The sequence below is a fragment of the Paenibacillus mucilaginosus 3016 genome (genome assembly GCF_000250655.1).
GTDB lineage: Bacteria > Bacillota > Bacilli > Paenibacillales > NBRC-103111 > Paenibacillus_G > Paenibacillus_G mucilaginosus.
Window position 1 is genome coordinate 1,542,481 of record NC_016935.1, and the last position, 22,576, is coordinate 1,565,056.

17 protein-coding genes are annotated in these 22,576 nt (G+C 59.5%); 11 read left to right on the top strand and 6 right to left on the bottom strand.

What is annotated here, in order from left to right; all coding sequences use genetic code 11:
• Positions 1 to 155: 155 nt before the first annotated feature.
• Complete coding sequence (locus PM3016_RS06890) at positions 156 to 1,145, top strand: Gfo/Idh/MocA family protein (RefSeq protein ID WP_014368895.1); 990 nt, start codon at positions 156 to 158, stop codon at positions 1,143 to 1,145.
• A gap of 557 nt (positions 1,146 to 1,702) precedes the next feature.
• On the opposite strand, the gene PM3016_RS06895 is transcribed toward PM3016_RS06890, so the two are convergent.
• From PM3016_RS06895 to PM3016_RS38470, 3 genes are all read right to left on the bottom strand, one after another.
• On the bottom strand, positions 1,703 to 3,133 hold the full coding sequence (locus tag PM3016_RS06895; protein WP_014368491.1) for a transposase: 1,431 nt from the start codon (positions 3,131 to 3,133) through the stop codon (positions 1,703 to 1,705).
• A 544-nt stretch (positions 3,134 to 3,677) separates the two neighbouring features.
• Positions 3,678 to 4,664: an aldo/keto reductase gene (locus PM3016_RS06900; RefSeq protein ID WP_014368896.1), complete on the bottom strand. Its 987-nt coding sequence runs from the start codon at positions 4,662 to 4,664 to the stop codon at positions 3,678 to 3,680.
• A gap of 331 nt (positions 4,665 to 4,995) precedes the next feature.
• Positions 4,996 to 5,151, bottom strand: coding sequence for a hypothetical protein (locus PM3016_RS38470; protein ID WP_014368897.1), 156 nt, complete (start codon positions 5,149 to 5,151; stop codon positions 4,996 to 4,998).
• A 257-nt stretch (positions 5,152 to 5,408) separates the two neighbouring features.
• Here PM3016_RS38470 and PM3016_RS06905 point away from each other — a divergent pair, with 257 nt between their 5' ends.
• From PM3016_RS06905 to lepB, 4 genes are all read left to right on the top strand, one after another.
• On the top strand, positions 5,409 to 6,638 hold the full coding sequence (locus tag PM3016_RS06905) for an MFS transporter (RefSeq protein ID WP_238540462.1): 1,230 nt from the start codon (positions 5,409 to 5,411) through the stop codon (positions 6,636 to 6,638).
• Between the two features lie 168 nt (positions 6,639 to 6,806).
• Positions 6,807 to 7,418 (top strand): hypothetical protein, encoded by a 612-nt coding sequence (locus PM3016_RS06910; RefSeq protein WP_014368899.1) that lies wholly within the window; start codon positions 6,807 to 6,809, stop codon positions 7,416 to 7,418.
• Between the two features lie 45 nt (positions 7,419 to 7,463).
• Positions 7,464 to 8,309: a hypothetical protein gene (locus PM3016_RS06915; RefSeq protein ID WP_014368900.1), complete on the top strand. Its 846-nt coding sequence runs from the start codon at positions 7,464 to 7,466 to the stop codon at positions 8,307 to 8,309.
• Between the two features lie 81 nt (positions 8,310 to 8,390).
• Positions 8,391 to 8,795, top strand: coding sequence for a signal peptidase I (lepB, locus tag PM3016_RS06920; protein ID WP_274380013.1), 405 nt, complete (start codon positions 8,391 to 8,393; stop codon positions 8,793 to 8,795).
• Between the two features lie 143 nt (positions 8,796 to 8,938).
• On the opposite strand, the gene PM3016_RS06925 is transcribed toward lepB, so the two are convergent.
• Positions 8,939 to 9,166 carry a hypothetical protein gene (locus PM3016_RS06925; protein WP_041619049.1) on the bottom strand — a complete coding sequence of 76 codons (228 nt, stop codon included), beginning with the start codon at positions 9,164 to 9,166 and terminating at the stop codon, positions 8,939 to 8,941.
• On the opposite strand from PM3016_RS06925, the gene PM3016_RS36730 reads away from it, so the two are divergent.
• A complete protein-coding gene (locus PM3016_RS36730; protein ID WP_238540463.1) occupies positions 9,126 to 14,483 on the top strand; it encodes a carbohydrate-binding protein in 5,358 nt (1,785 codons plus the stop codon). The genes PM3016_RS06925 and PM3016_RS36730 overlap by 41 nt on opposite strands.
• Positions 14,484 to 14,673: 190 nt before the next feature.
• Entirely contained in the window at positions 14,674 to 15,072 is a 399-nt protein-coding gene (locus tag PM3016_RS06935; RefSeq protein ID WP_014368904.1) for a helix-turn-helix domain-containing protein, read from the top strand.
• A 214-nt stretch (positions 15,073 to 15,286) separates the two neighbouring features.
• Here PM3016_RS06935 and PM3016_RS06940 read toward each other — a convergent pair whose 3' ends face one another.
• Both PM3016_RS06940 and yhbH read right to left on the bottom strand, forming a co-directional pair.
• Positions 15,287 to 16,702 (bottom strand): SpoVR family protein, encoded by a 1,416-nt coding sequence (locus PM3016_RS06940; RefSeq protein WP_013917184.1) that lies wholly within the window; start codon positions 16,700 to 16,702, stop codon positions 15,287 to 15,289.
• On the bottom strand, positions 16,699 to 17,859 hold the full coding sequence (gene yhbH, locus PM3016_RS06945; protein WP_013917185.1) for a sporulation protein YhbH: 1,161 nt from the start codon (positions 17,857 to 17,859) through the stop codon (positions 16,699 to 16,701). The genes PM3016_RS06940 and yhbH overlap by 4 nt, the downstream gene beginning before the upstream one ends.
• Positions 17,860 to 17,985: 126 nt before the next feature.
• Between yhbH and PM3016_RS06950 the strand changes: the two genes are divergently transcribed.
• The 4 genes from PM3016_RS06950 to PM3016_RS06965 all read left to right on the top strand — a co-directional run bounded on the left by PM3016_RS06950 (position 17,986) and on the right by PM3016_RS06965 (position 22,570).
• Complete coding sequence (locus PM3016_RS06950; RefSeq protein ID WP_238540580.1) at positions 17,986 to 18,183, top strand: hypothetical protein; 198 nt, start codon at positions 17,986 to 17,988, stop codon at positions 18,181 to 18,183.
• Between the two features lie 66 nt (positions 18,184 to 18,249).
• Positions 18,250 to 19,278, top strand: a complete 1,029-nt coding sequence (gene asnA / locus PM3016_RS06955) for an aspartate--ammonia ligase (RefSeq protein WP_014368906.1) — start codon at positions 18,250 to 18,252, stop codon at positions 19,276 to 19,278.
• Positions 19,279 to 19,483: 205 nt separating this feature from the next.
• The gene (locus PM3016_RS06960) at positions 19,484 to 20,743 is read left to right on the top strand and encodes a sensor histidine kinase (RefSeq protein WP_014368907.1); all 1,260 of its coding nucleotides are present in this window, start codon (positions 19,484 to 19,486) and stop codon (positions 20,741 to 20,743) included.
• A 249-nt stretch (positions 20,744 to 20,992) separates the two neighbouring features.
• Positions 20,993 to 22,570, top strand: coding sequence for a response regulator transcription factor (locus PM3016_RS06965; RefSeq protein WP_014368908.1), 1,578 nt, complete (start codon positions 20,993 to 20,995; stop codon positions 22,568 to 22,570).
• The last annotated feature ends 6 nt before the right edge of the window (positions 22,571 to 22,576 follow it).

Below are 22,576 nucleotides of genomic sequence, written 5' to 3' on the forward strand. Positions count from 1 at the left end.
AAAACCCGCTCCGGAAGAAAGAGGCCGGATGCTTGGGTTGGGGAGGGCTTTGGGAAGAAGCGGGGGATTCTGCTATACTGTTCAGAAAGGGCATGCCGCTGCTGCAGACCCGGGTCATAGAGAAACGAAATCATACATATAGAGAGGGAATGGATATGATTAGATTCGGCATTATCGGGACGAACTGGATTACGGAAACGCTCATTGAGGCGGCGCTGCGCACAGGCAGGGTAACCTTCACGGCCGTGTATTCCAGGACGGAGGAGAAGGGACGGGAATTTGCGGACAAGTTCGGCATTCCTCATGTATATACGGATCTGGAGACGTTCGGGGAGAGTGCGGAGTTCGATGCGGTGTATATCGCGAGCCCGAATTCCCTGCATGCGAAGTATGCGGTTCAGCTGATGAACTACGGGAAGCATGTGCTCTGCGAGAAACCGCTCGCTTCCCATGCGCGTGAAGTCCGGGAGATGATCGATGCGGCCAAAAGCAATAACGTGCTCCTGATGGAAGCCGTGAAGTCGACGCTGATGCCGAGCTTCCGTGCGGTCCAGGAGCATCTGCACAAGATCGGGCCGGTCCGGCGGTACACGGCAAGCTATGGACAATACTCGTCGCGCTATGATGCGTATAAGCAGGGAACGGTCCTCAATGCGTTCAAGCCGGAGTTCTCGAACGGTTCGCTGATGGATCTCGGCGTGTACTGCATCTATCCGATGGTCGTCCTGTTCGGCCGGCCGCAGCGGGTGCAGGCGGAAGCGTTCATGCTGGAGTCCGGCGTGGACGGGGAAGGCAGCCTGCTGCTGAAGTACGAGGGCATGGATGCGGTCATTATGCATTCCAAGATTGCCAACTCCTATCTGCCTGCGGAGATTCAGGGGGAGCTGGGGACGATCGTCATCGACCGCATTAACGAGCCGGGCCGCGTGGAGATCCGGTACAAGGACGGCCGGGTGGAGGACCTGACGCAGCCGACCGAGCATCCTTCGATGTACTACGAAGTGTTGGAGTTCGCAGCCCTGCTCGAAGCGGGCGCAACGGAGTCTGCAGTCAATTCGCACGGAAGCTCGCTGGCGGCGATGCAGGTTATGGAAGAGGCGCGGAAGCAGATCGGCCTCGTGTTCCCGGCGGACAGCGAGAGCTGAGCAAGCTGGGGGTCGGGGGCTGGGCAGGACTGGCGTATGAAAAGCTTGCTCCTGCTCCTGCTCAGGTTCATCTAACGAAAAGAGGGCTTGGCAGACATGCCAAGCCCTTTTCTCTGCGTCCTGCTCCCGTTACGACCGGCCATATTCCCGCATTCTAACGGGCTGCGGAGTTTCTGATCCGGCAGTAGGGCGCTCCTTCTCCCGCATGGGGTTCGACGGGCCTCCCGCAGTCCGGAAACCTTCACCTTGTACGGCTGAGCGTGGAAACAACGCCGCTCCGGCAGGATGCTCCGGTGAATAGCGGAACTCAGGTTCGCTATCGCCGGCCCGGAGGGCCTCCTCGGAAAAATAGCGGAACTACGATTCGCTATCGCCGGCCCGGAGGGCCTCCTCGGAAAAATAGCGGAACTACGATTCGCTATTGGATCTCCACGGGTTGAAATCCAGACGATGGAGAGCGAATAAGGCATCTGAGGAGGGTATTTCATAATTGTTTCACTCTGTCTTCGAAAAGGCAGAATTTCTAAAACGCTATTTTTAAAACAGGTGGCTAAATTTTAGGCTGCCTGTTTTTGTTGTTTTTGGCGCATGCAATCAACAGCATATTGACAAAGCGTGTAGCTAAGAACACTCAGGGCGGCGTCAACCTCAGCTCTTTTACCGCGCTTCCTAGACGCCCCCAGTCCGTAGTAACCCTTCAGATAGGCAAAGATTCGCTCAACCGTTGTCCGTTTCTTGTATATTTTTTTGTAAGATTTACTGCCCCTGGCTGGTACGGTAAATCGTCTGAGATCCTTCTCTACCTTGATTTTATAGACCCTTTGACACCTGCCGCTTTTTTCTAGCGGGCATGCTTTGCACTCTTGGGGCCTAGTGAATTTTAAGCTTTTGTTCTTGGCATCGAAGCTGTCATATACGTAAGAGTGCCCTTCCTGACACACCGGGTGAAAATTCTCATTCAATCCTTCCGGCGGCTTTTTCGCTCGCTCGTTATAGTCAATTAGAGGCCAGGCTCCCAAGCTCCTTACTTGTTTGTAGACGGCCATAACATCATATCCAGCATCAGCCAAGGCGTGTTTGACCTTCCAGTCAGGAAAATCGGTTTGAAACTTCTTTAGCAGCGGAATCGCCAGCCGTCCGTCATTTACGTGAGCGGAACTGAAGAGGGCGCTCAAAATGTAATGCCCTTTACTGTCTGCGAGAATATGCAGTTTGTATCCATGCCACCACATGAGTTTTCCATTGGAGCCTTTTTTACTGCTCGTACTTGGATGTATAGGAATCAGCGGTTTGAGCTGCTCAAATGTGTAAGGGAGCATATCCTCGAGTTTACGTTCGAACAGGGGCAAAGAAGCTTCCCATGCTTCTCTTTCCAAACGGCGGCGCTCCGCCTCTGCCTTCGTAGGCGCACCCCTTTTATATTTCTTCCGCGGGTCTTCCAGACGCTTAGCGCTGGTGGATGGGGAGTGTTCCATTTCAAGGACAGGTTGTTCGTTAGACTCGGCCTTCGATTCCACTTCCTGTTCTTTACGCGGTTGGCGTTCCTCTGCCTCTACATGGGTGGAGTCAAAGCTAATAAAACTGGGAGAGACGAATCCCGCCGCAGCGGCGAGGGAAATGACTTGGCGCTGCAGCTCCCACAGCACACCGGAGTCGGCGAGTTTTGTATACAACCGTGAAAATGAAGCTTCACTAGGAATAGCGTCGGATCCGCGAAAACGGCAAGTCCTGCGGAACTCTTCATTTGTCCGCAAGCGCTTCAGCAAATCTTTTGTGGTCGGAATACGTTCAATGGTCCCAATGAGCATAGCGTATACCATGGCCGCATAGTTCAGCTCTTCTGGCCGGCCTCTGTGCGTTCTCTTGTTGAGCACGCGCAGTGCAGGTAAGAGGTCAAGCGTTTTGAAAACGATGCTGTATTTATTTTCTGGTGCCATTTCCATAAGCTCTTGCAGGGAAAACAGCTCTTCTTGACGAATAGTATACAAAAGAGTACCTCCTTCGTTTGAGTGTGGTGTGGTAACCATACATTCAATAACTTGGGTAGGTACTCCTTTTTTTTCTGCCCTGAAAGCCAGTTACGGCATGGGTTTTGAATTATGAAAGTGACTCCTGAGTTCCGCTATTTGTTGGGAAATGACGGGAAATACCGGGATAAGGCATCTGAGTTCCGTTATCTCATATAATGTCCTCACAATCGGTGCTTCGTGGGTTGGTCTCGCCAGGATGACAGTTCTCCCGCCTGCCTGGGAAAGATCTGTCACGGTACACAGACGAAATAGAGTAATGTTTCAAGCCTGCTCGGAATTCTCCCTTCGTCTGTGTGGGCTCGCGATACCGCGTCCACAGCCCGCTCGGGATTCCCCATCGCCTTAGTGAAGCCTCGCGATTCTCCGCCACGGTCCGTGCAGGACATTCCGCCTACTGCCCAGGGGGGATTCCCTCAAGTCCCCCCTGACCGCGGCACGAACCAACGTCCGGCCGGCGGATCAGCCCGCCACAGTGTGCAAACCACAGCTTACCCGCCGAGCCTTACAGGTTCAGGCTGCTCATGTTCGCTTCCGGATACCGGCTGCCCGCCGCGGCGCCCTTCGGGGCGGCTTCGTCGATGCGGCCGAGCTCTTCCGGCGTCAGCTCGATATCAAGCGCCCCGACATTCTCCTCCAGATAGACGGTGCGCTTCGTGCCCGGGATCGGTACGATGTCGTCGCCCTGCGCGAGCAGCCAGGCGAGCGCGAGCTGCGAAGGCTGCACGTTCCTGGCCGCAGCGATCTCCCGGATCCGCTCGACCAGATCGAGGTTCTTCTGGAAGTTCTCGCCCTGGAAGCGGGGGGAGAAGCGGCGGTAGTCGTCTTCCGCCAGATCCTCGAAGCGGCGGATCTGCCCCGTGAGGAAGCCGCGGCCGAGCGGGCTGTACGGCACGAAGCCGATCCCGAGCTCCCGGCAGACAGGGAGAATCTCGTCCTCGACGTCGCGGCTCCAGAGCGAATACTCCGTCTGGAGAGCGGTTACGGGATGAACGGCATGAGCCCGGCGGATGGTCGCAGGGGCCGCTTCCGACAGGCCGATATAGCGGACCTTGCCCTCACGCACAAGCTCGGCCATCGCGCCGACCGTCTCTTCGATCGGCGTGTTCGGATCGACCCGGTGCTGGTAGTACAGGTCGATGTGGTCGACGCCGAGACGGCGCAGGCTCGCTTCGCAGGCCGACCGGACATACTCCGGCCGGCCGTTCACGCCGAGGAACTGCCCGTCCTCGCTTCGCACGTTGCCGAACTTCGTGGCGAGGACGACGGCATCCCGGCGGTCTTTGACCGCCCGGCCTACGAGCTCCTCATTCCTGCCCACACCGTACATATCGGCTGTATCGAGGAAGGTGACGCCGAGCTCCAGCGACCGGTGAATCGTACGGATCGACTCTTCCTCATCCCGTCCGCTGTAGAAGTCGGACATGCCCATGCAGCCAAGCCCAAGCGACGAGACCTCCAGATTGCTTCTGCCCAGTGTTCGTGTTTTCATCTTCCCTACCGCCTCTCCAGATATAGTGGTGGTATCCTAAAATGTCCCATATTCCAGTCTTCTCCAGTCTAGCGCTCCGGCTAACGGAGTTCAAGCTGCAGTGCGGGGCGTGAAGCCAAGAGGGCGGCACAGCACTGCAGCATTGAAGATCGTTAGACCGACCAAGCAACGGCACGTGGCTCGCGGAAGTCCCAGATGAACGCCGCCCTTTCCGGTGTCGAGCCCAAGGCCGCGGCCCTGCCGAAGCTGCCGGCTGCTTTTCCCGAGAGCCGAAGCCCTGGCACGTCAGCGTCTTTTTACGGTCTCCCGGACAGGGCTCTTCTCAAAAAAATCATCCTGCCAACGACATACAGGCGAGCAGGGTCATCGTGTATTCGTGCGTCGTGCGCCATACCTGCCTGATGGATCTGCGCAGCAGGCCGCGGCTTTTCTGCCGGATGATCTGCTGCCTCTCTGTCATATGAAGCTCGAGTTCAAAGTAATGCATCCGCTCCACTTCCTTTCCGTTCCTCATTATGGGGGAGGGGAGCAGGGAATAAAATGGAAAGAACAATTATAACGGAACGGTATCGGTCAGCGGTTTGTGGCAGAGGCTCCGCCAGGGCGGCCGGGAGCATAGAAGCGCTGGAGAGGAGTCAGGGCCCCACCCATCGCAAATGGGCATGGGAATAGCCCGCCGCCCGTAGTAAAATCCATAATAGTGTGGAGAAAAAAGGAAGCCTGGTCATGGGAGATGGAGAGGCAATGGACGAAGACAGAATCATTAATTTCTCGGGACTGCGCATGAGCAGGGATACCTGGCATAACTTCCGGTGGGATGTCGCCGCCGCATCCGTATTCAGTTTGTTTAACGTCGTATTCAACCAATTTTATATTCCGATCGCTCTGAGGCACGGGGCCAGCGACTTTGAGGTGGGGCTGCTGGCAGCGGCGCCGGCGGTGGGACTGCTCTTTTCGCCCGCCTGGGCGGGGCTGATGGAAGGGCGCTCGCCGAAGCCGTTCTTCCTGCTGCCGAACCTTATCGGCCGGCTGCTGCTGATCATCCCGGCGCTTTACTCGACGCCGGTTATGTTCGTGATGACGGCTTTTCTGTTCCACCTGCTCATGGGGATTCAGGCGCCGGCCTACGCAGCCCTGATGACACGGCTCTATCCGGCCGACCAGCGGGGACGCCTGATGGGGAATGTACGCGTGATCATGGGCCTGCTGATGCTGCCGCTGGCCTGGGTCACCGGCCTGTGGATCGACGCCTCCGGCAGCTCGGGGCCTTTGCTTGTGGCAGCGGTGACAGGGGCGCTCTCGCTGATCGCCTTCCAGCAGGTGCGGGAGGTCCCGCGATTCTTCGCCGGCGGCAAAGGCGAAGCGCTTCGCCTTTCGTTCTTCGGCCAGCTCCGCCTGCTGCGCGGCAACCGGCCGGTGCTGATTTTTCTCGCGGCGACGAGCCTTGCGGGCTTCGGCAACATGCTCGCGAGTCCCCTCTACGCGATCTATCAGGTGAACGAGCTCGGTCTTAGCAACGCGCAGATCGGCTACCTGCGGATGGCGTACTTCGCCTGTATGCTGCTCGCCTACCTCATCGCCGGATGGGCGATCGACCGCTTCTCGCCGCAGGCGGTGATGGCCTGCGGTCTGACGGCGATGACGACGGTGCCGTTCCTGTACGGCCTCGTGGGCACCTTCCCGGCAGTCTTGGCGGCGAGCGGGATTCAAGGGATCAGCGATGCGGTCTGGGACATCGGCTGTATGGCCTTTGTTTTCCGCTTCGCGAGAGGGAGGGAGGCCGTCGTCTTCGGGCTTCACCTGATGCTGTTCGGCATCCGCGGTACCGCCGGACCGCTGATCGGCACTTCGCTGAACGGAGCGATGCCGTTCGGGGGGATGATGCTGTTCGTCGGCGCCCTCGGGCTGGCCGGCCTGCTCTTGTTCCTCGGTTCGAGAATTCGCAGTGAAGACGGGATGACGGCAGAAGAGTAGAGGCACGATGCATGGAACCCAAGCAAGGAGCCAAAGTCCGGGTGTGTCACCCGGGCTTTTTTTGGTTGCAGGTAACCTTTTCCAATGTTGGATCGTTCATACCTGTAGAAGTGGCCGGATAGCCGGACGGATCACGGGCAAGAGCGCCCGGGAAGGATAGGTGCCGTTATGCAGCGTGGGCTCCGGCCAATGACCGTGATAAGCTTCCTGCTGCCTGTGCTTCTGCTTGGCGGCGGTTCGGGGAACCGGCCCGGGAAGAAGCTGGGAGAGACCGCGCTGCGTATGGCGGGAAAGGTCGACTGTTCAGCATACCCGCCTGCCCATGGAGATGCGACGATGCTGGCGGAAGGAACGGCGGTACACGAGGCCCGGGGATATGCGAAGACCTTCCGTCTCCTGGCCGGGGGCAGAGTCTATGAGGTAATGGAGAATCGGGAAGCGAAGACGCTTGGAGAGCAGTACGACATCGCGGGCAAGGTGGAGTATCTGACCATCCGGAAGGATACGGATATGGAGGAGCGGCGGTTCGATTCGGAACTTACGGAACGGCTCACGGAGCTGTATCTGCAGCGGAAGCGGATCGGCGAGCCGGAGATTCTGAAGAGGGGTGTGCCGAAGGCGGAGTACGTATACAATTTGGAGTTTCACCTTAGGGACGGTTCCGAGGTACGTACGACTTATCTGTCGGGGAGCGAATACTTTGGCAGCGGGGCCCTGCTGGGGAGTGAACTGGAGAAGGCGCTGAAGGACATCACCCAAAAAGAGTTCGGCAGGCCGTAACAGACTGTTCCGTACAGGACAGCAATCGGATAGGGAGGACGAGCGATGGAGTGGAGGAAGCACCATGAGAACAATGCCCGGATCAGCCGGTGGGTTGGATGGGGCCTCTTGGCTGCTGCGGCTGTGTATGGCATGCTGGATTGGAAGTACGGCTGGTCGACTCGGCCGGGGATGGCCATTACGGTCTCCGGTATGGTGCTGACGGCCGTGATTATCCTGGGGACCGCGTCTGCCTTTATGCGGAAGGCGGCATTTTTCCCTGAGGAGCGCAGGGAGAGGGATAGAGAGCTGCAGGACGGTTCCGGGGAAGATCCCTTTCTTCACCGGGACCGGGAGATGATGCTCATGCGTCAGGGAGGAAAGGGAACTCGCGCCCTCATCCGGTATTTCTCGGTGGACGGGGAGCTGCTGCTGGAGTTTCGGGAAACGAGCAGAGGATGGGTGTTCGCGGCCGATTGGATCCTGGACCGGCTCAGGCCGTTCCTTCCGAAGAGCTTCGTCCTGACGGACCGCATCGGCGGACCCCGCCTGTATCTCACACAGCGGGGAGGGATCAACTCCCCTATCGAGATCCGCCTGCCGGACGGCACCCTCATTGGAAGCTGCCGGCAGGACTGGTGGAAGGCGCGGATGGAGCTTCGCGACGGTGCGGGGCTGCCGGCCGGCGAGGTGGGAAGCGACGACCTGCTCGGCACGTCTTTCCGAGTCCGGGACGCTTCGGGCCGTGAACTTGTCCGCTTCTACAACGGCGGCCTTCCTTCGCGCAACGGGGATGCCTTCTCCAGCGATGCGGATCTCGTCAAGGTCAGCGCCGGGCTTGCCGGAGAGCCTGAAGCCTATGTGCGCTTCATTGCCGTGCCGGCGCTGATCAAGATTGTATTTTCGCGTTGAGCGGAGAGGGCTGGAGGGTTCTGTGTTCGGCTATTTCTCTTTTGGCTGACTAGAAAGTTCGCCCATCGGACAGCTCGTCGAATTGGTCATAGATGCGACTCCTGCACCTGTGATACCGAATATTATCAGACGAACGCGTTCCGCAGGGGCGATCTCGTGCTTTTTCCAGTCGGAGAGGACAAAATATACTTCAAGCGGATTATTGCGCTGGGGGGAGAACGCGTGAGGGTGGACGGGGACGATGTGTATATCAACGGGACCAAACTGGATGAACTGTATCTCGCAGATGGACTGAAGCGGGCGGCGGAGCTTGGAAGCCCGTATAATGTCCGTGATTTCGCCGAGGCGGTGGTGCCGAAAGGGGCCGTATTCGTGATGGGCGATAACCGCAGCAACAGTATGGACAGCCGGGATGCAGCGGTTGGCTTCGTGCCTTATGCTTCCATCCTGGGGAGAGTCGTAACCGTACAGCATACCGATGAATAACATAGCAACCGAGATCCCTTGCGGGATCTCGGTTCGGCCTGGCCAGGGATGGTCAGGCCTTTTTCATATGAGTTTATATCGCATGGTCCTTCGGCGAAGCCGTTGATCTTGTTGAGCAGCGCGATCCTGCGTCTCTGGGGCGCTCAAACCGCCTGGTCCAGCGGAGGCGCCGCATCCGTACCTGTGCCGCTGAGCACGTCGATGACCCGGGGAATGTCGCTGCTCTCCCGGGAACGAATGACGCCGAGCCCGAGGTTCAGCCAGAAGCCGGGATCGGCCACTTTGCCGCCGAGGTACGTGACGTCGTTATCCAGCTGGAGAAGGTACGAGGTGTCGGCGGAATCGTCGCCCAGGGCCAGCCTCTCGGCCACCTGCCCGGGCGGCGGTTCGGGCACGGAGATCAAGCTCGATCCGGAGAAGACCTACCAGTCCATGTTCGGTATCGGCTCCTCGATGGAGGAGTCCACGGTGCACAACCTGTGGAAGATGTCTCCGGCGAAGCGTACGGAGGTGCTGAAGAAGCTGGTGGACCCTCAGGAAGGGGCAGGAATGAGTCTCATCCGGCTGACGATCGGCTCGGCCGATTTTACCGCACAGACCTTCTACAGCTATGATGACATGCCGGCGGGCGGGACGGACCCCGAGCTGAAGCACTTCTCGATTCAGAAGGACCGCGAGTTCCACATCATCGATACGGTGAAGGAAATTCAGCGCATCAACCCGGACGTCAAGTTCTTTGCCTCCCCCTGGAGTCCTCCGGGCTGGATGAAGACCACGGACTCCCTGATGAAGGGCCAGGTCAAGGACGAGTACCTGCCGGTACTGGCGAAGTATTATCTGAAGTACCTGCAGGCCTACCGGGCCGAGGGCATCGAGATCGAAGCGATGACGATGCAGAATGAGCCGCTGCTCGAGATCGAATACCCGAGCGCCAAGATGCCATGGGAGCAGCAGGCGAAGCTCGCGAAGCTGCTGCGCGCCGAGCTTGACGCCAATGGGTTCTCCCACGTGAAGCTGTGGACGTTCGATCATAACCCGGGCGACACGATGGCCTATCCGGCCCAGCTGCTGCGAGACCCGGCGAACCGTGAAGCCGTGGACGGCACCGCCTTCCACGACTACGGCGGCGACTTGGGCGAGATGACGAAGCTGCACGACATGTACCCGGAGGAGCACGTGTATCTCTCCGAACGTGCCGTATGGGGCACGAAGGGTGCGGACCGGATGGCGCAGTATTTCCGCAACTGGGCTCGCAGCTACAACTCCTGGGTGGTGATGCTCGACAGCGACATCCGCACCCACCAGTGGGTCGGCACGCCGGACCCGACGCCGCTTGTGCAGGACTCGGCGGACCGCGACAACTACTGGCTCGCGCCGGAATATTACCTGCTTGGGCAGTATACGAAGTTCGTGGAGCCGGGCTATGTGCGGATCGACAGCAATTACGGCTCGGCCGATACGGTGACGAACGTGGCTTTCCGGAGCCCGGACGGGAAGAAGATCGTAACGGTCGTGATCAACCAGACGAATGAGGATCAGCCGGTGAAGCTGCTCAGCGACGGGACGCAGATTAAGGCGACCGTGCCGGCCAAGTCGGTGGTGACGTACCGGTGGGACCGCGTCGTGGCGAAGCAGGCGGTTCCGGGCGCGATCCGCGCTGCGGACTTCGACCATGCCGCCGGCAGCTATAAGGCTGACGGGGAGACCGGTACGGTGGGCGGATTGAACGAAGGAGCCGGAGAGCCGGCATCGTTCGATTACCTGGTGAACGCTGCGGAGAGCGGCACCTATTATGCGGATCTCGGCTACACAGGAGTTCCGCAGGACGCTTCCCTGCGGCTGTTGAAGGATGACGCGGAGATTGCGGCGGTTCCACTGTCGCAAGAGGTTTCGGGCGGCGGCCCGGCCGGCTATGCCAGAGTGTCGGTAGCGCTGGAGGCGGGCATCCATAAGCTGACCTTAACGGCCCAAGGGCGCGGGTACACCCTTACGGACTTGGTGCTGAGCAAGGCGGATCCGGGGCTGCACAGTGTGCCGGGCCTCATCGAAGCGGAGGGGGGAACGCTGCTGCCGGGGACACTGGCAGACCGTAATGCAGACGGAGTTATAGTCCGCTTCACGCCTGACGCAGAAGGCGCCGAATACCGGTTCCATGCGGAGCAGGGAGGGGAGTACCGGATGACATACCGCTATGCTGCGGAAGGCGTAGGGGCGGCCGCGGAGCTGTCCGTAGAGGGTACGGTCATCGGCACGACCTACCTGCCGGTCACGGGCGGAAGGGACCAGTGGGCCTATGCGGCGGATACGGTAACCCTGCCGGCAGGCGACCACGTGCTGAAGCTCGCCGTGAAGGACAGCCCGGTCCGTCAGGATTGGCTGGCCGTCGGACCGACAATGATCGCGGCAGCGGGAGCCCCGGTCACTGAGGGGCAGGAGAACGGCACGCCGATCACCGTGGAGCTGCTCAACGACACTTTCAGGGAAACGCTGCATGCCGAGCGTTGGAGCCTGGAGGGGGCGGAGGGTGTGTCCGTCGGCAGCGTGACCCGTCTGGATGACCGGCGTGCGCAGGTGGTGCTCAGCGGTACCCGCACCGCGGATTACGACAAGGACATCCGGGGGGCTGTTACGGCAGCGGTGTACGAGACGGTCAGCGGCAGCGTCTATGCTTCCGGTGTGCTGCGGAGTCGGCTGGCGTTCACGGCCGTGGAGGATGCCGAAACGCTTGTGATGGCGGACGGACCGCTGCCTTACGGCGTGGACGGCCGCGTGCTGGAGCTTGCGCTCGAGGGCGGCACCTTCCGGACCGGGGCGCTGGACGGCATCACGCTCGCCGGCAGTGCGGTGACGCAGGGCGGGGTCAGCCTGAAGTCCGTGCGAGCGGTGGATGCTTCGCACCTGGAGCTGACGCTGGGCTGGAACGGAACCGCCTATTACGGGGACCTGCAGCTGGAAGTCAGGGTGCCGAAGGAAGCTTACGCGGACGGAGAGGCGGCGCTTACTGCGGCCGCCGTCCTGAGCGGAACGGTGAACCGTCAGGAGGCGGTGCCGGTGCCCGGCCTTGTGCCTGCCGACGCGTTCTACAAGGTGCAGGGGGCTGCTGCGGATGCGGGACCGGACGGCACCCGTAAGCTGACGGGCTTCGATGCGGGCGATTATGCCGAATACAAGATCAATGCGGCGCAGGCCGGTACGTACCTGGCTGCCCTGCGGATCACCTTTGAATCCGGCGCAGCCAAAGGGATCGTGCTGAAGAACGGGGCGGGGGAGACACTGGCCGAATATACCGTGCCGCAGCTCTATAACAAGAATTGGGTGACGGTTGGCAGCCGCATTACACTTCCGGCAGGCGAGCAGATTCTGAGAGTCTACGCTCAGGCGGGAGGCTTCGAGCTAGGCAGCTTGACTCTAGAGCCGGTCACGGCTCAGGCGATGGATGAGCAGGGCGTCCTGCGGGTTGAGGCAGAAAGCTACACCGGCGCGACCGTGGGCGTCATTCAGGACAATGCGGCGAGCGGGACTGCTCCGGCATTCCGCAACGTCGGTTACATGAGTGCAGGCAATACGCTCGATTATCTGGTCGATGTGTTGGAGGACGGCTACTACCGTGTGACCTACCGGTATGCGACGGCGCAGGGCGGGGTATCCGCAGCCTTCACGGTCGGCGGCCAAGTGCTTGGCACGGCACAACTGCCTGCCACAGGCGGCTGGGGGACGTATAAGGAAGCATCCCATGTCGTCAGCCTCCGGAAGGGCGTACAGACGATAACCCTGCTTGACCAGGGGGACGGATTCAATCTGGACTGGTTTGAGCTGCAGCCGTCGGATGCCCCCGAACAGGCTGTGACGGACCAAGCGGCCGTACCTGCAGCATCCCTGCGTGCCGGCACGTATTACGGCAGCCGGGAGGTCGCGCTGAGTACGCTGACGGAGGGCGCTGCGGTATTCTACACGCTGGACGGCACGGTTCCGACCGCGGCCGGCACACCGTACACGGGGCCGATCGAAGTAACAGGTCTTACCGTGATCCGGGCGATAGCGGTCAAGGCGGGGATGAAGGACAGCTACGTGGCCCCTTACACGTATGTGGTGGAAGCGGGCGAGCAGCCGCCGGAGCAGGCCGCAGCCCCGGTGGCCTCACCGGGACCCGGCAGCTACACGGTACCGCAGCAGGTGGTTCTGACCACGGCGACGGAAGGCGCAGTCCTTTATTATACGCTCGACGGCAGCGCACCTTCGGCAGCGGCGGGAACGGAATATAAGCATGCGATCACCGTACCGGTCGGCACGACGACGATCAAGGCCATAGCGGTGAAGGAAGGCATGGCCGACAGTGCGGCCGCTGAATTCACTTATGTCATCACGGCACCGGGGAATGGCGGCGGAAACAACGGCGGCGGAAACAACGGTGAAGGAAACAATGGTGGCGGGAACACCGGCGGCAGTGAAGGTGACAGCAGCGACGGCGGCAGTCAGCCTGGCAGCAGCGGCGGCGGAACGCCTGGCGGCGGCGCAGTCAGCACGCCCGCTCCTGCTGACGGAGGCCCGCCGGTCCTGACCACACCGCAGCCTGCTCTCGACGCAGAGACCGGCATCGCTTCCGTAACCGTACCGGCGGCGGAGCTGGAGAAGGCCCTCGCGGGCCGGAGCTCCGTCACGGTCGAAGTGCCGCAGACCGCAGGCGCCAAAGCTTACGGCATCGTCCTCCCGGCTTCGGTTCTGACGGAAGGGTCCGGGAAGCATACGCTGGAGGTCGTTACCGAAGCGGCCCGTCTTATCCTGCCAAGCGGTATGCTGGCTTCCGCAGGCGGTGCGCAGCAGATCGAGCTGCGGATCGGCATCGCAGATCCGTCCGGTCTCAGTGCCCCGCTTCGCGGGCAGCTGGAGGGCAGGCCGGTGATCGAGCTGAGCCTGTTCGCAGACGGCAGGCCGCTCGAGTGGAGCAATCCGGACGCGAAGGCGGCCGTCTCGATCCCCTACAAGCCGGGTGCGGATGAACTCGCTCACCCCGATTGGATTACGGTATGGCATGTGGACGCCGCCGGCGTAGTGACAGCTGTCCCGAGCGCCCGTTATGATGGGGAATCGGGACGGGTGACCTTCACCACCACGCATTTCAGCAGATTTGCGGTGGCCTATGTGACGAAGGCCTTCGGGGATCTTACGGCCCATGCATGGGCCCGTGAAGCCGTCGAGACCATGGCGGCCAAGGGCGTAATCCAAGGCACGGCCGAGGGGGTATTCACCCCGTCGGCACCGGTGACACGGGCGGACTTCCTGCTCCTGCTCGTGAAGGCGCTGGACCTCAGTGCAGGCTTCACAGGCAATTTTGACGACGTCGATCCTTCGGCCTACTATTACCAGGCGGTCGGCATCGCCAAAAAGCTGGGCATCACCGAGGGCAGGGAAGGTAAACGCTTCGATCCGGCGTCTCCTATTTCCAGGCAGGAGATGATGACGCTGGCCGAACGGGCGCTGAAGCTTGCCGGGAGGGAGCTTCCGGCCGGGGATGAATCCGTGCTCGGCGGTTTCGCAGACCGTGCGGATCTGTCCGCGTACGCGGCTGAAAGTACGGCAGCTCTAGTGAAGAGCGGCCTCATTACAGGCGACGGCTCCCGGCTGAATCCGCTGGGGACGGCGACCCGGGCCGAGACGGCGGTATTGATTCACAGGTTGTATCAACGGTAATCAGAGAAGGGAGCTTGGCGGAGCGCCGCCAGGCTCCTTTTTCCGTATCCCCGGCCAAGAGCCCGGTTTATTTTTACCGGGGTCTCCCGCGTTTACCGCGCCTCTCTCCTGTCGATACTAGGATCAACATAGTATTCCGGATTGGAAGATTCCGAGAATCCGACAGACGAGAACGACGGGGGGACGGACCGTGAGCACATGGTACGGACAGCAGCTGCGCGAATTAAGAGAGCTGAAGGGCATGGAAGTCACCGAATTTGCCAAAGAACTGGGGGTCTCGCCGGGATATCTGCGCAACCTGGAGAGCGGGCGGACCCAGACGATCCAGCTGGAGATCCTCTCCAGACTGGAGAAGGAGCTGTATTGGTCCGTCGACGAGGAGCTGGCGAAGGAGGAGGAAGCGGAGGAGGAAGCGGCCCGGGAACCGGAGGACTCCCCGCGTCTCGACCGCGCGCTGCGTGAGCTGCGGGAGCTCACGGCCGCCGATCCGCCGGCCGGCGAATATCTCCTCGGCATGCTGGAGCAGGGACTCCGGCTGGTCCGGGACCGGCGGCAGCCAGACATGCCGCCTGCCGCCGCTTCGGAGTGACCCGGATCCGGGAGCCGCATCGACTGCGGCACAAGAACTTGAGAATATCGGCATCACTGCCAAAAGGCCGCAGCAGAAACGCATTCTGCTGCGGCCTTTTTTATCCATTCCAAGAACTCCCGCCCAACCTCTGTACATCATTTTCTATACAGAGCCCTGTCACATCCGTTATATCAGAAATTTCAGATAATATGACGCATGGCTTCACGGAAGATCACAGGAATTTCCGGTTATGCTTGCGACCGTCATAGGAGAAGAGGACGGGCTTGCCTTCGATGACGCTCTCCAGGTAGACCGGTTTGCCCCACAGCCGGTGGATGTAGGGGATCGTGCGTTCCACGTATTTGAGGTCGAGCTCCGTGCCTTCGAACATGTGGCGCAGGTACAGCTCGCCGCTGCGCTCATAGTCGCCGTCTTCCACCACGATGTAAGGGAAGCCGCCGTTCACGCGGGCGAAGATGAGCTGGTCCCGGATGTTCTCCCACGATTTGTCGGTGATTTTCCACTCTGGCCCCTTCTTCTCGAACACATAGAGGTCGAGCTCGTCGACAAGCTGCTTCGTCATGTAGTTGCGGATGAAGGACGAGTCGGAGTCGAATTCGCGGACCTCGAAGATTTTCTGCCGGCCCTCGCCGCCCTTGTAGCCGAACCGCTCGCGGTCCTCCTTGCTCGGGTGATCCCAGCGCTTCTCGATGTCCTCGAAGATTTTGAGCCCGAGGTAGTACGGGTTCAGGCTGTGACGCGACGGCACGACGACGGAGGAGTTCAGCTTCGCGTATTCGATCGTCTCATCCTCGGTGAGATCAAGCTCCCGCAGGATGCGCTGGTGCCAATAGGAAGCCCAGCCTTCATTCATGATCTTCGTCTCCATCTGCGGCCAGAAGTACAGCATCTCGTCGCGCAGCATCGTCATGATGTCCCGCTGCCAGTCCTTGAGGTACGGCGCGTACTCTTCGATGAAGAGCATGAGATCCTTCTCCGGCCGGGGAGGGAACTTCGCGGGCCCTTCCTTGCGCTCGGGCGGCTTCGGCTTCTCGTCGAGATCCCACAGATCCTCATAGCCGAAAGTCCGCTCGGTCGGCGGGGCTGCCGCCTCGGTCCGCAGTCCGCTCATCCCGCGCACGGGCTTGGTGATCAAGGGATCGACATGCTCCTGGATCGCCAGCACCGCGTCGATGAATTTCTCGACTTCCTCGTTGCCGTATTCGATCTCGTACTGCCGGATCCGCTCGGCCGTGGCCGACATGCTCTCGACCATGTTCCGGTTCGTCTTCGAGAAGCGCACGTTGTTCTTGAAAAAGTCGCAGTGCGCCAGGACGTGCGCGACGATGAGCTTGTTCTGGATGAGCGAGTTGCCGTCGAGCAGGAACGCATAGCAGGGGTCGGAGTTGATGACGAGCTCGTAGATCTTGCTCAGGCCGAAGTCGTACTGCATCTTCATCTTGTGGAACGTCTTGCCGAAGCTCCAGTGGCTGAAGCGGGTCGGCATCCCGTAGGCGCCGAAGGTGTAGATAATCTCAGCAGGGCAGATCTCATAGCGCATCGGGTAGAAGTCGAGGCCGAAGCCCGTGGCGACCTCGGTAATCTCGGCAATGGCATACTCCAGCTTTTTGATATCGTCGAGCTTCATCGGGCGGCTCTCCCTTCAACATTTTTGGGGAAGAAGGTCCGCAGTGCTTTGTACACTTCGCCTTTCTCACGGATCACATAGTGCACAAACTTCGGATCATGGATATTGCGGTACGCCGACATCAGGGTGGAGCTGCGGTTGTACTGGTTGACTTCACCGTAACCGAACAGGTTCGCCCGTTTGACGAGCTCTCCGATCAGCTTCACGCAGCGCTCGTTATCTGAAGTCAGGTTGTCGCCGTCGGAGAAGTGGAACGGATAGATGTTGTAGCGCGAAGGCGGGTACTTGCGGTCGATGAGATCGACGGCGAGCTGGTAAGCGGAGGAGCAGATCGTGCCGCCGCTCTCTCCCTTCGTGAAGAACTCTTCTTCGGTCACTTCCTTGGCTTCGGTGTGATGGGCGATGAAGACAATCTCTACATGCTCGTACTTGGTGCGCAGGAAGCGGGTCATCCAGAAGAAGAAGGAGCGGGCGATATACTTCTCGAACGATCCCATGGAGCCTGAGGTATCCATCATGGCAAGGATCAGCGCATTGGAGTGCGGGGTGACGATCTCATCCCAGGTCCGAAAGCGCAGGTCATCCGGCGAAATGTGGTGGATGCCGGGCGTGCCTTCCCGCGAGTTGCGGCGCAGGTTCTCCATGATCGTTCGTTTTTTGTCGATGTTGGACATGATGCCTTTCTTGCGGACATCGTTGAAAATGATCTCCTTGGTCGTCACGTTATTTTTCTCTTTCTGCTGCAGATTCGGCAGCTCCAGCTCTTCGAAGAGCATGGTCTGCAGCTCCTCCATCTGCACTTCGGCATCGTAATAATCGTCACCAGGCTGGTCGCCTGCCCCCTCGCCCTTGCCCGATCCTTTGGCCGGCTGCGGATCGACCCCGAGCACATCGCCGACCTGGCTGTCGCCGTCGCCCTGCCCGACGTGCTTGCTCTTGTTGTAGTTATAACGGAAACGGTACTCATCCAGGGAACGGATGGGCACCTTGACGATCTGCTTGCCGTCCGACATCACGATGCTCTCGTCCGTCACCAGGTCAGGCAGGTTTTGTTTGATGGCTTCGCGTACTTTTTCCTGGTGGCGGGTCTGGTCTTGATACCCTTTGCGGTGCAGGGACCAATCTTCTCTTGAGACGGTAAACAAAGGCTCTGTCATGCGGGACACCTCCTGAAGTGGGCTTCATGGTAAGCAAAATGGAAACCGGACGATTGTTCGTAAGAACAAGACTTTGTAAAAAAAGTGCTTGTTACTAACTATATTCAAGGAGGACGGGGATATGTGATGGGAGCAGGTGCCTATTTTTGTGCGGAGTTTATGGCAGGGTTTTTGGCGGAGCTTCTGGAGAGGATAGAGATCGGCGCGGCCGGAACCGTACAGATGGATAGAATAAGAGAACCCGGGGAAAGCGGATGGGAGAGGCCAGGATGGTGCTGCGCAGCTTTACAAAAGATTAATATTGTAAAATATGTAACATTTTAGTAGATTAAAGAGGGGAAGCGGTGCCGCACCGAAAACCGACTTTAAGGATGAAAGAGGGTATAAAGGATGATGGAAGCAGTGAAACCAAATCTTACGGCAGGAGCCCGGGCACGGGAAGTCGAGAGGCAGGCCGCCTTGGCGAAGGGGATGTTCGAAACGAATTTCAGCCGCAGGCTCCACCTGATGAAAGTATCCGCCCCCTTGTTCGTTGCCGAGGGCAGCGGAATCAATGACAACCTGAACGGCTGGGAGCGGGCCGTCTCCTTTGATGCGGCGGGGCCCGGGGAAGATGCCCCCATCCGGCTGGAGGTCGTACAGTCTCTGGCCAAGTGGAAAAGGCTGGCAGCCCGGTATTACGACTTTGGTCCGGGAGAAGGGCTGTACACGGACATGCGGGCCATCCGGAGGGATGAGGAGGTGGGTCCGCTGCATTCCTACCTTGTCGACCAGTGGGATTGGGAGAAGGTGATTACCCGGGAGGAGAGGCATACCGGTACGTTACAAGCGGCGGTGGCCCTCATCTACGAGGCGCTGAAGGAAACGGAGGCGGAGCTGGCCGTGCTGTACCCGGAGCTTGCCCCGGTGCTTCCCGATGCTATCTCATTTATGACCACGCAGGAGCTTGAGAACCGCTACCCCGGGCTGACGCCCAAGGAGCGCGAGCATGAAGCCGCACGGGAGACAGGCGCCGTTTTCCTGCTGGAGGTGGGAGGGAAGCTGGCTTCCGGTGAGGTGCATGACGGCCGGTCTCCCGATTATGACGATTGGCGGCTGAACGGGGATCTGATCGTATGGAATCCGGTTCTCGGCACCTCCTTCGAGCTTTCCTCGATGGGCATCCGCGTGGACGAGGCTGCACTCCTGGCCCAGCTTCGTGAGAGCGGCTGCGAAGACCGGCTGTCCCTCCCCTTCCACCGGATGCTGATGAACGGAGAGCTGCCCTGCACGATGGGCGGAGGGATCGGCCAGTCGCGGGTGGCCATGTTCCTGCTTCGCAAAGCCCACATCGGAGAGGTGCAGATGTCCGTCTGGCCGGGCGGTATGGCGGAGCGCTGCCGGGAGAGAGGAATCGAGCTGCTGAACGCGGCCGACTAACCGTAGCGGGACGGCTGCGGAGCCTTGTCTGCCCTGTGAATGGGGCGGCAGGGCTTTTTGTAATCCGTCCTCTGCAGTCTTTGCCAATCAGGCAAATGATTGGCCCCCGCCCTGTTTTTTCCTGCAGAGCGGCAGGATTGGAAGACCCCGTGTCGAATGTGGTAAAGATGACAAGCACAGCCAAAACGGTATTGGGGTTGACCTGATGAGTCTGTTCAAAGAGATTATCCTGCAGCTCTTTTTCGCCCTTGCTCCTTTCGTGATCTACAATATTTATTATCGGGATAAACTCCGCAACTACAGTCCCTGGTTCATCCTCGCGACGAGCTCCGCCTGCCTGCTTCTTTCGATGACTTTCGCATCAAGCCGGACGGAAGGGCTGATCTTCGACATCAGGTACGTCATGATATTCTTCTCCCTGGTGTACGGGGGCCTGCAGACCTTGCTCATTCTGCTCATCGAATTCGCCGCCTACCGCATGTACATCGGCGGACAGGGCGCGCCCGTTTCCCTCCTCATTGTCGCGTCTGCCTTCGGACTGTCTCTGATCCTGCATCGGTGGTACAGGAATACGTACCGCAAGGCGCTGGTTACCTTCGTGGCCGGCATCGTTTTCGCCTCCGTTCCTCTGATCATGGTCTACTTCTTCTTCCCTGTACAAACGCAGGAGAATCTCCCCTTCCACTTATTCGTCATCCCTCTGCAGAATGCCCTCGGGATTTGGCTTTTGATGTCCCTCTTCAGCAAGGCCGTAGCGGATAAGGAACTGTTCATTAAGCATGCTCAGCATGAGAAATTCGAAACGATGAGCCACGTGGCGGCTTCGCTCGCCCATGAGGTGCGCAATCCTCTGACGGCGGTGAAGGGCTTCCTGAAGCTGATCCGGGAGAACCCGGAGAACCGCGTGAAGATGGAACAGTACATCACGATCTCGCTGGAGGAGATCCAGCGGACGGAGACGATTCTCTCCGACTACCTTTCGATCTCAAAGCCCCATGCTCAGAGGCGGGAGCTGATCGATCTCTGCGGCCAGATGCAGGCCATCGGGGAGGTCATGTCCCCCTTCGCCAATATGCATAATGTGGGACTGGAGATCCAGAAGCCGGAGGAAGCCGTACGCATCAAGGCCAATCCGGACGAGATCAAACAGGTGCTCCTGAATTTTATCAAGAATGCCGTCGAGGCGTGCTCGGAGGTGCCGAACGGCCGGGTCATTCTGAGGCTGACGACGGAGGACCGGCATGCTGTGCTGACGATCAAGGATAACGGCGTGGGGATGAGCGAGAGCCAGATCAATCGACTGGGGTCGATCTATTTCTCCACCAAGACCAACGGCACGGGCCTGGGGCTGACCTATTCCTATCAAGTGATCCATGCCTTGGGAGGCAGCGTGATGGTGACCTCGAAGGCGCAGGTGGGGACGAAATTCGCCATTCTGCTCCCCCTCGGCAGTGTGGAGTCTTAGAGGACTAATGGGGAGACGGCCAAAAGGGCGGACGGAAGCTTCAGTTCCGTCCGCTTTCTGCGTGCTTCACAAGCACACGCAGCGGGACATCTTTAATCTTTGAAGTAAAAAGTAAAATTGTACTGGTAGGCAGGGAAGGCAAAGTGCATTATACTATCTTGAAAACGGTTGTCGAATATTGAAAACGATTACAACATGCTGCTGCAGATCGATTATACAGAAGAAGAACTATGCAGGGGGGAGCTCGCCATGCTGAAAGTGCTGCTCGTGGACGATGAAATGTTCGTGCGCATGGGGTTGAGGAGCCTTATTGATTGGGAATCGCTCGGTTATGAAGTATGCGGGGAAGCGGAGAATGGAGAGGAAGCCTATGCGGAGATCGAGCGGCTGGATCCGGACCTGGTCATCACGGATATCCGGATGCCTGTGCTCGACGGCCTGGGGCTGATCCGCCGGGCGGCCGAGGAGCTGCTGTCTCCGCCTTCCTTTGTGATCATCAGCGGCTATCACGATTTTCACTACGCCCAGAAGGCGCTGCGCTACGGAGTGCAGGATTATCTGCTGAAGCCGGTCGACGATGAGGAGATGGAGGACACCCTGAAGAAGCTGGCGGCCAAGCTCAGCATGCGCAGGCTGTCCCGCAAGAAAGGGGAGGCGCTGTCGAGCGGTGCCTCTTCCGCGCTCGAGATGCTGATCCGGGGAAGCGTGCGGCAGGAAGACGCTCCACAGGTGGCGTCGGTGCTCGGGATGGAGAAGGCCTCCCGCTTCACCTATGCCATCATAGGGATGCAGAAAACGCCGGAGTCGGCGGAGGAGAAGGAGTCTCTTGCCGGAAGGCTGGCTTCCTCGGTACGCTCCGTTCTTGGCGGAACTGCGGGCGAACTGCCGATCGTCGAGCAGCCTCCGGGGCTGTACGGCCTTCTCATCGACGCTTCGCGTCTTGAGGCCTCGGGCCGGACGCTGGAGGACTTTCTGTACCTGCTCCAGCGTGAACTGACTCGGTCTGCGGGGCTTCCCGTGGTTCTCTATGCCGGGAGGACGGTAGACCGGATTACAGAGGTGGAGGCTTCTTATCGAACCGCTTGTGAAGCGCTTTTGTACCAATATGCGGAGGATGGCCGGCCTGTGATCGCTTATGAGAGCGTACAGGGAACGCCCTTGTCCTATTTCGATATCGAACCCCGCCTGTATGCCCAACTGCTCGAGCATCTGGAGGAGAACCGGCTGGAGGCATGCCTGCGGACGCTGGACGAGATGCTCGGTCAGTTCAAGACGAAGCGTCTTGCGCCAAGTGCGGTTGCCGGAAGCGTCACCCGCTGCGTGATTGATATCGTGAATGTGATCTGGGGGATGGACGGGGAGGAGAACAGCCTCCGCACACTCCCCGGGATGATGGAATGGCAGGATCGTCAAGGGGGGCTTGGGGTACTGCGGGAGCGGTTCGCCGCGTTTCTCACCGAGGCGTCCGATTATATTTCGCGCCTGCGCAAGGAGCAGACGAAGGGCGGCATCGAGAAGATCCGGAAGTTTATTGAAGCCCACTACATGGAGAATATCAGCCTGAAGACCATCGCGGCCAAGTTTTTCATGAACCCGGTGTATCTCGGCCAGCTGTTCCGCAAGACATACGGGGTGTACTTCAACGATTTCCTCCTCGGCATCCGGGTGGGAGAAGCGAAGAAGCTGCTGCGGCAGACGGATCTCCGGATGTATGAGGTTGCCGACAAAGTAGGATTCCAGAACGCCGATTATTTCGTTACCCAGTTCGAGAAGCTGGAGGGGGTCACGCCGACGGAGTACCGCAACAAGTTGATCGGCAAGGCTTGACAGGAA

Bases quoted from the DNA above. Each gene is read 5' to 3' on its own strand.
- PM3016_RS06890 (WP_014368895.1), top strand. From the start codon at position 156: ATGATTAGATTCGGCATTATCGGGACGAACTGGATTACGGAAACGCTC.
- PM3016_RS06900 (WP_014368896.1), bottom strand. From the start codon at position 4,664: ATGAAAACACGAACACTGGGCAGAAGCAATCTGGAGGTCTCGTCGCTT.
- PM3016_RS38470 (WP_014368897.1), bottom strand. From the start codon at position 5,151: ATGCATTACTTTGAACTCGAGCTTCATATGACAGAGAGGCAGCAGATC.
- PM3016_RS06905 (WP_238540462.1), top strand. From the start codon at position 5,409: ATGGACGAAGACAGAATCATTAATTTCTCGGGACTGCGCATGAGCAGG.
- PM3016_RS06910 (WP_014368899.1), top strand. From the start codon at position 6,807: ATGCAGCGTGGGCTCCGGCCAATGACCGTGATAAGCTTCCTGCTGCCT.
- PM3016_RS06915 (WP_014368900.1), top strand. From the start codon at position 7,464: ATGGAGTGGAGGAAGCACCATGAGAACAATGCCCGGATCAGCCGGTGG.
- PM3016_RS06940 (WP_013917184.1), bottom strand. From the start codon at position 16,702: ATGAAGCTCGACGATATCAAAAAGCTGGAGTATGCCATTGCCGAGATT.
- yhbH (WP_013917185.1), bottom strand. From the start codon at position 17,859: ATGACAGAGCCTTTGTTTACCGTCTCAAGAGAAGATTGGTCCCTGCAC.
- PM3016_RS06950 (WP_238540580.1), top strand. From the start codon at position 17,986: ATGGGAGCAGGTGCCTATTTTTGTGCGGAGTTTATGGCAGGGTTTTTG.
- asnA (WP_014368906.1), top strand. From the start codon at position 18,250: ATGATGGAAGCAGTGAAACCAAATCTTACGGCAGGAGCCCGGGCACGG.
- PM3016_RS06960 (WP_014368907.1), top strand. From the start codon at position 19,484: ATGAGTCTGTTCAAAGAGATTATCCTGCAGCTCTTTTTCGCCCTTGCT.
- PM3016_RS06965 (WP_014368908.1), top strand. From the start codon at position 20,993: ATGCTGAAAGTGCTGCTCGTGGACGATGAAATGTTCGTGCGCATGGGG.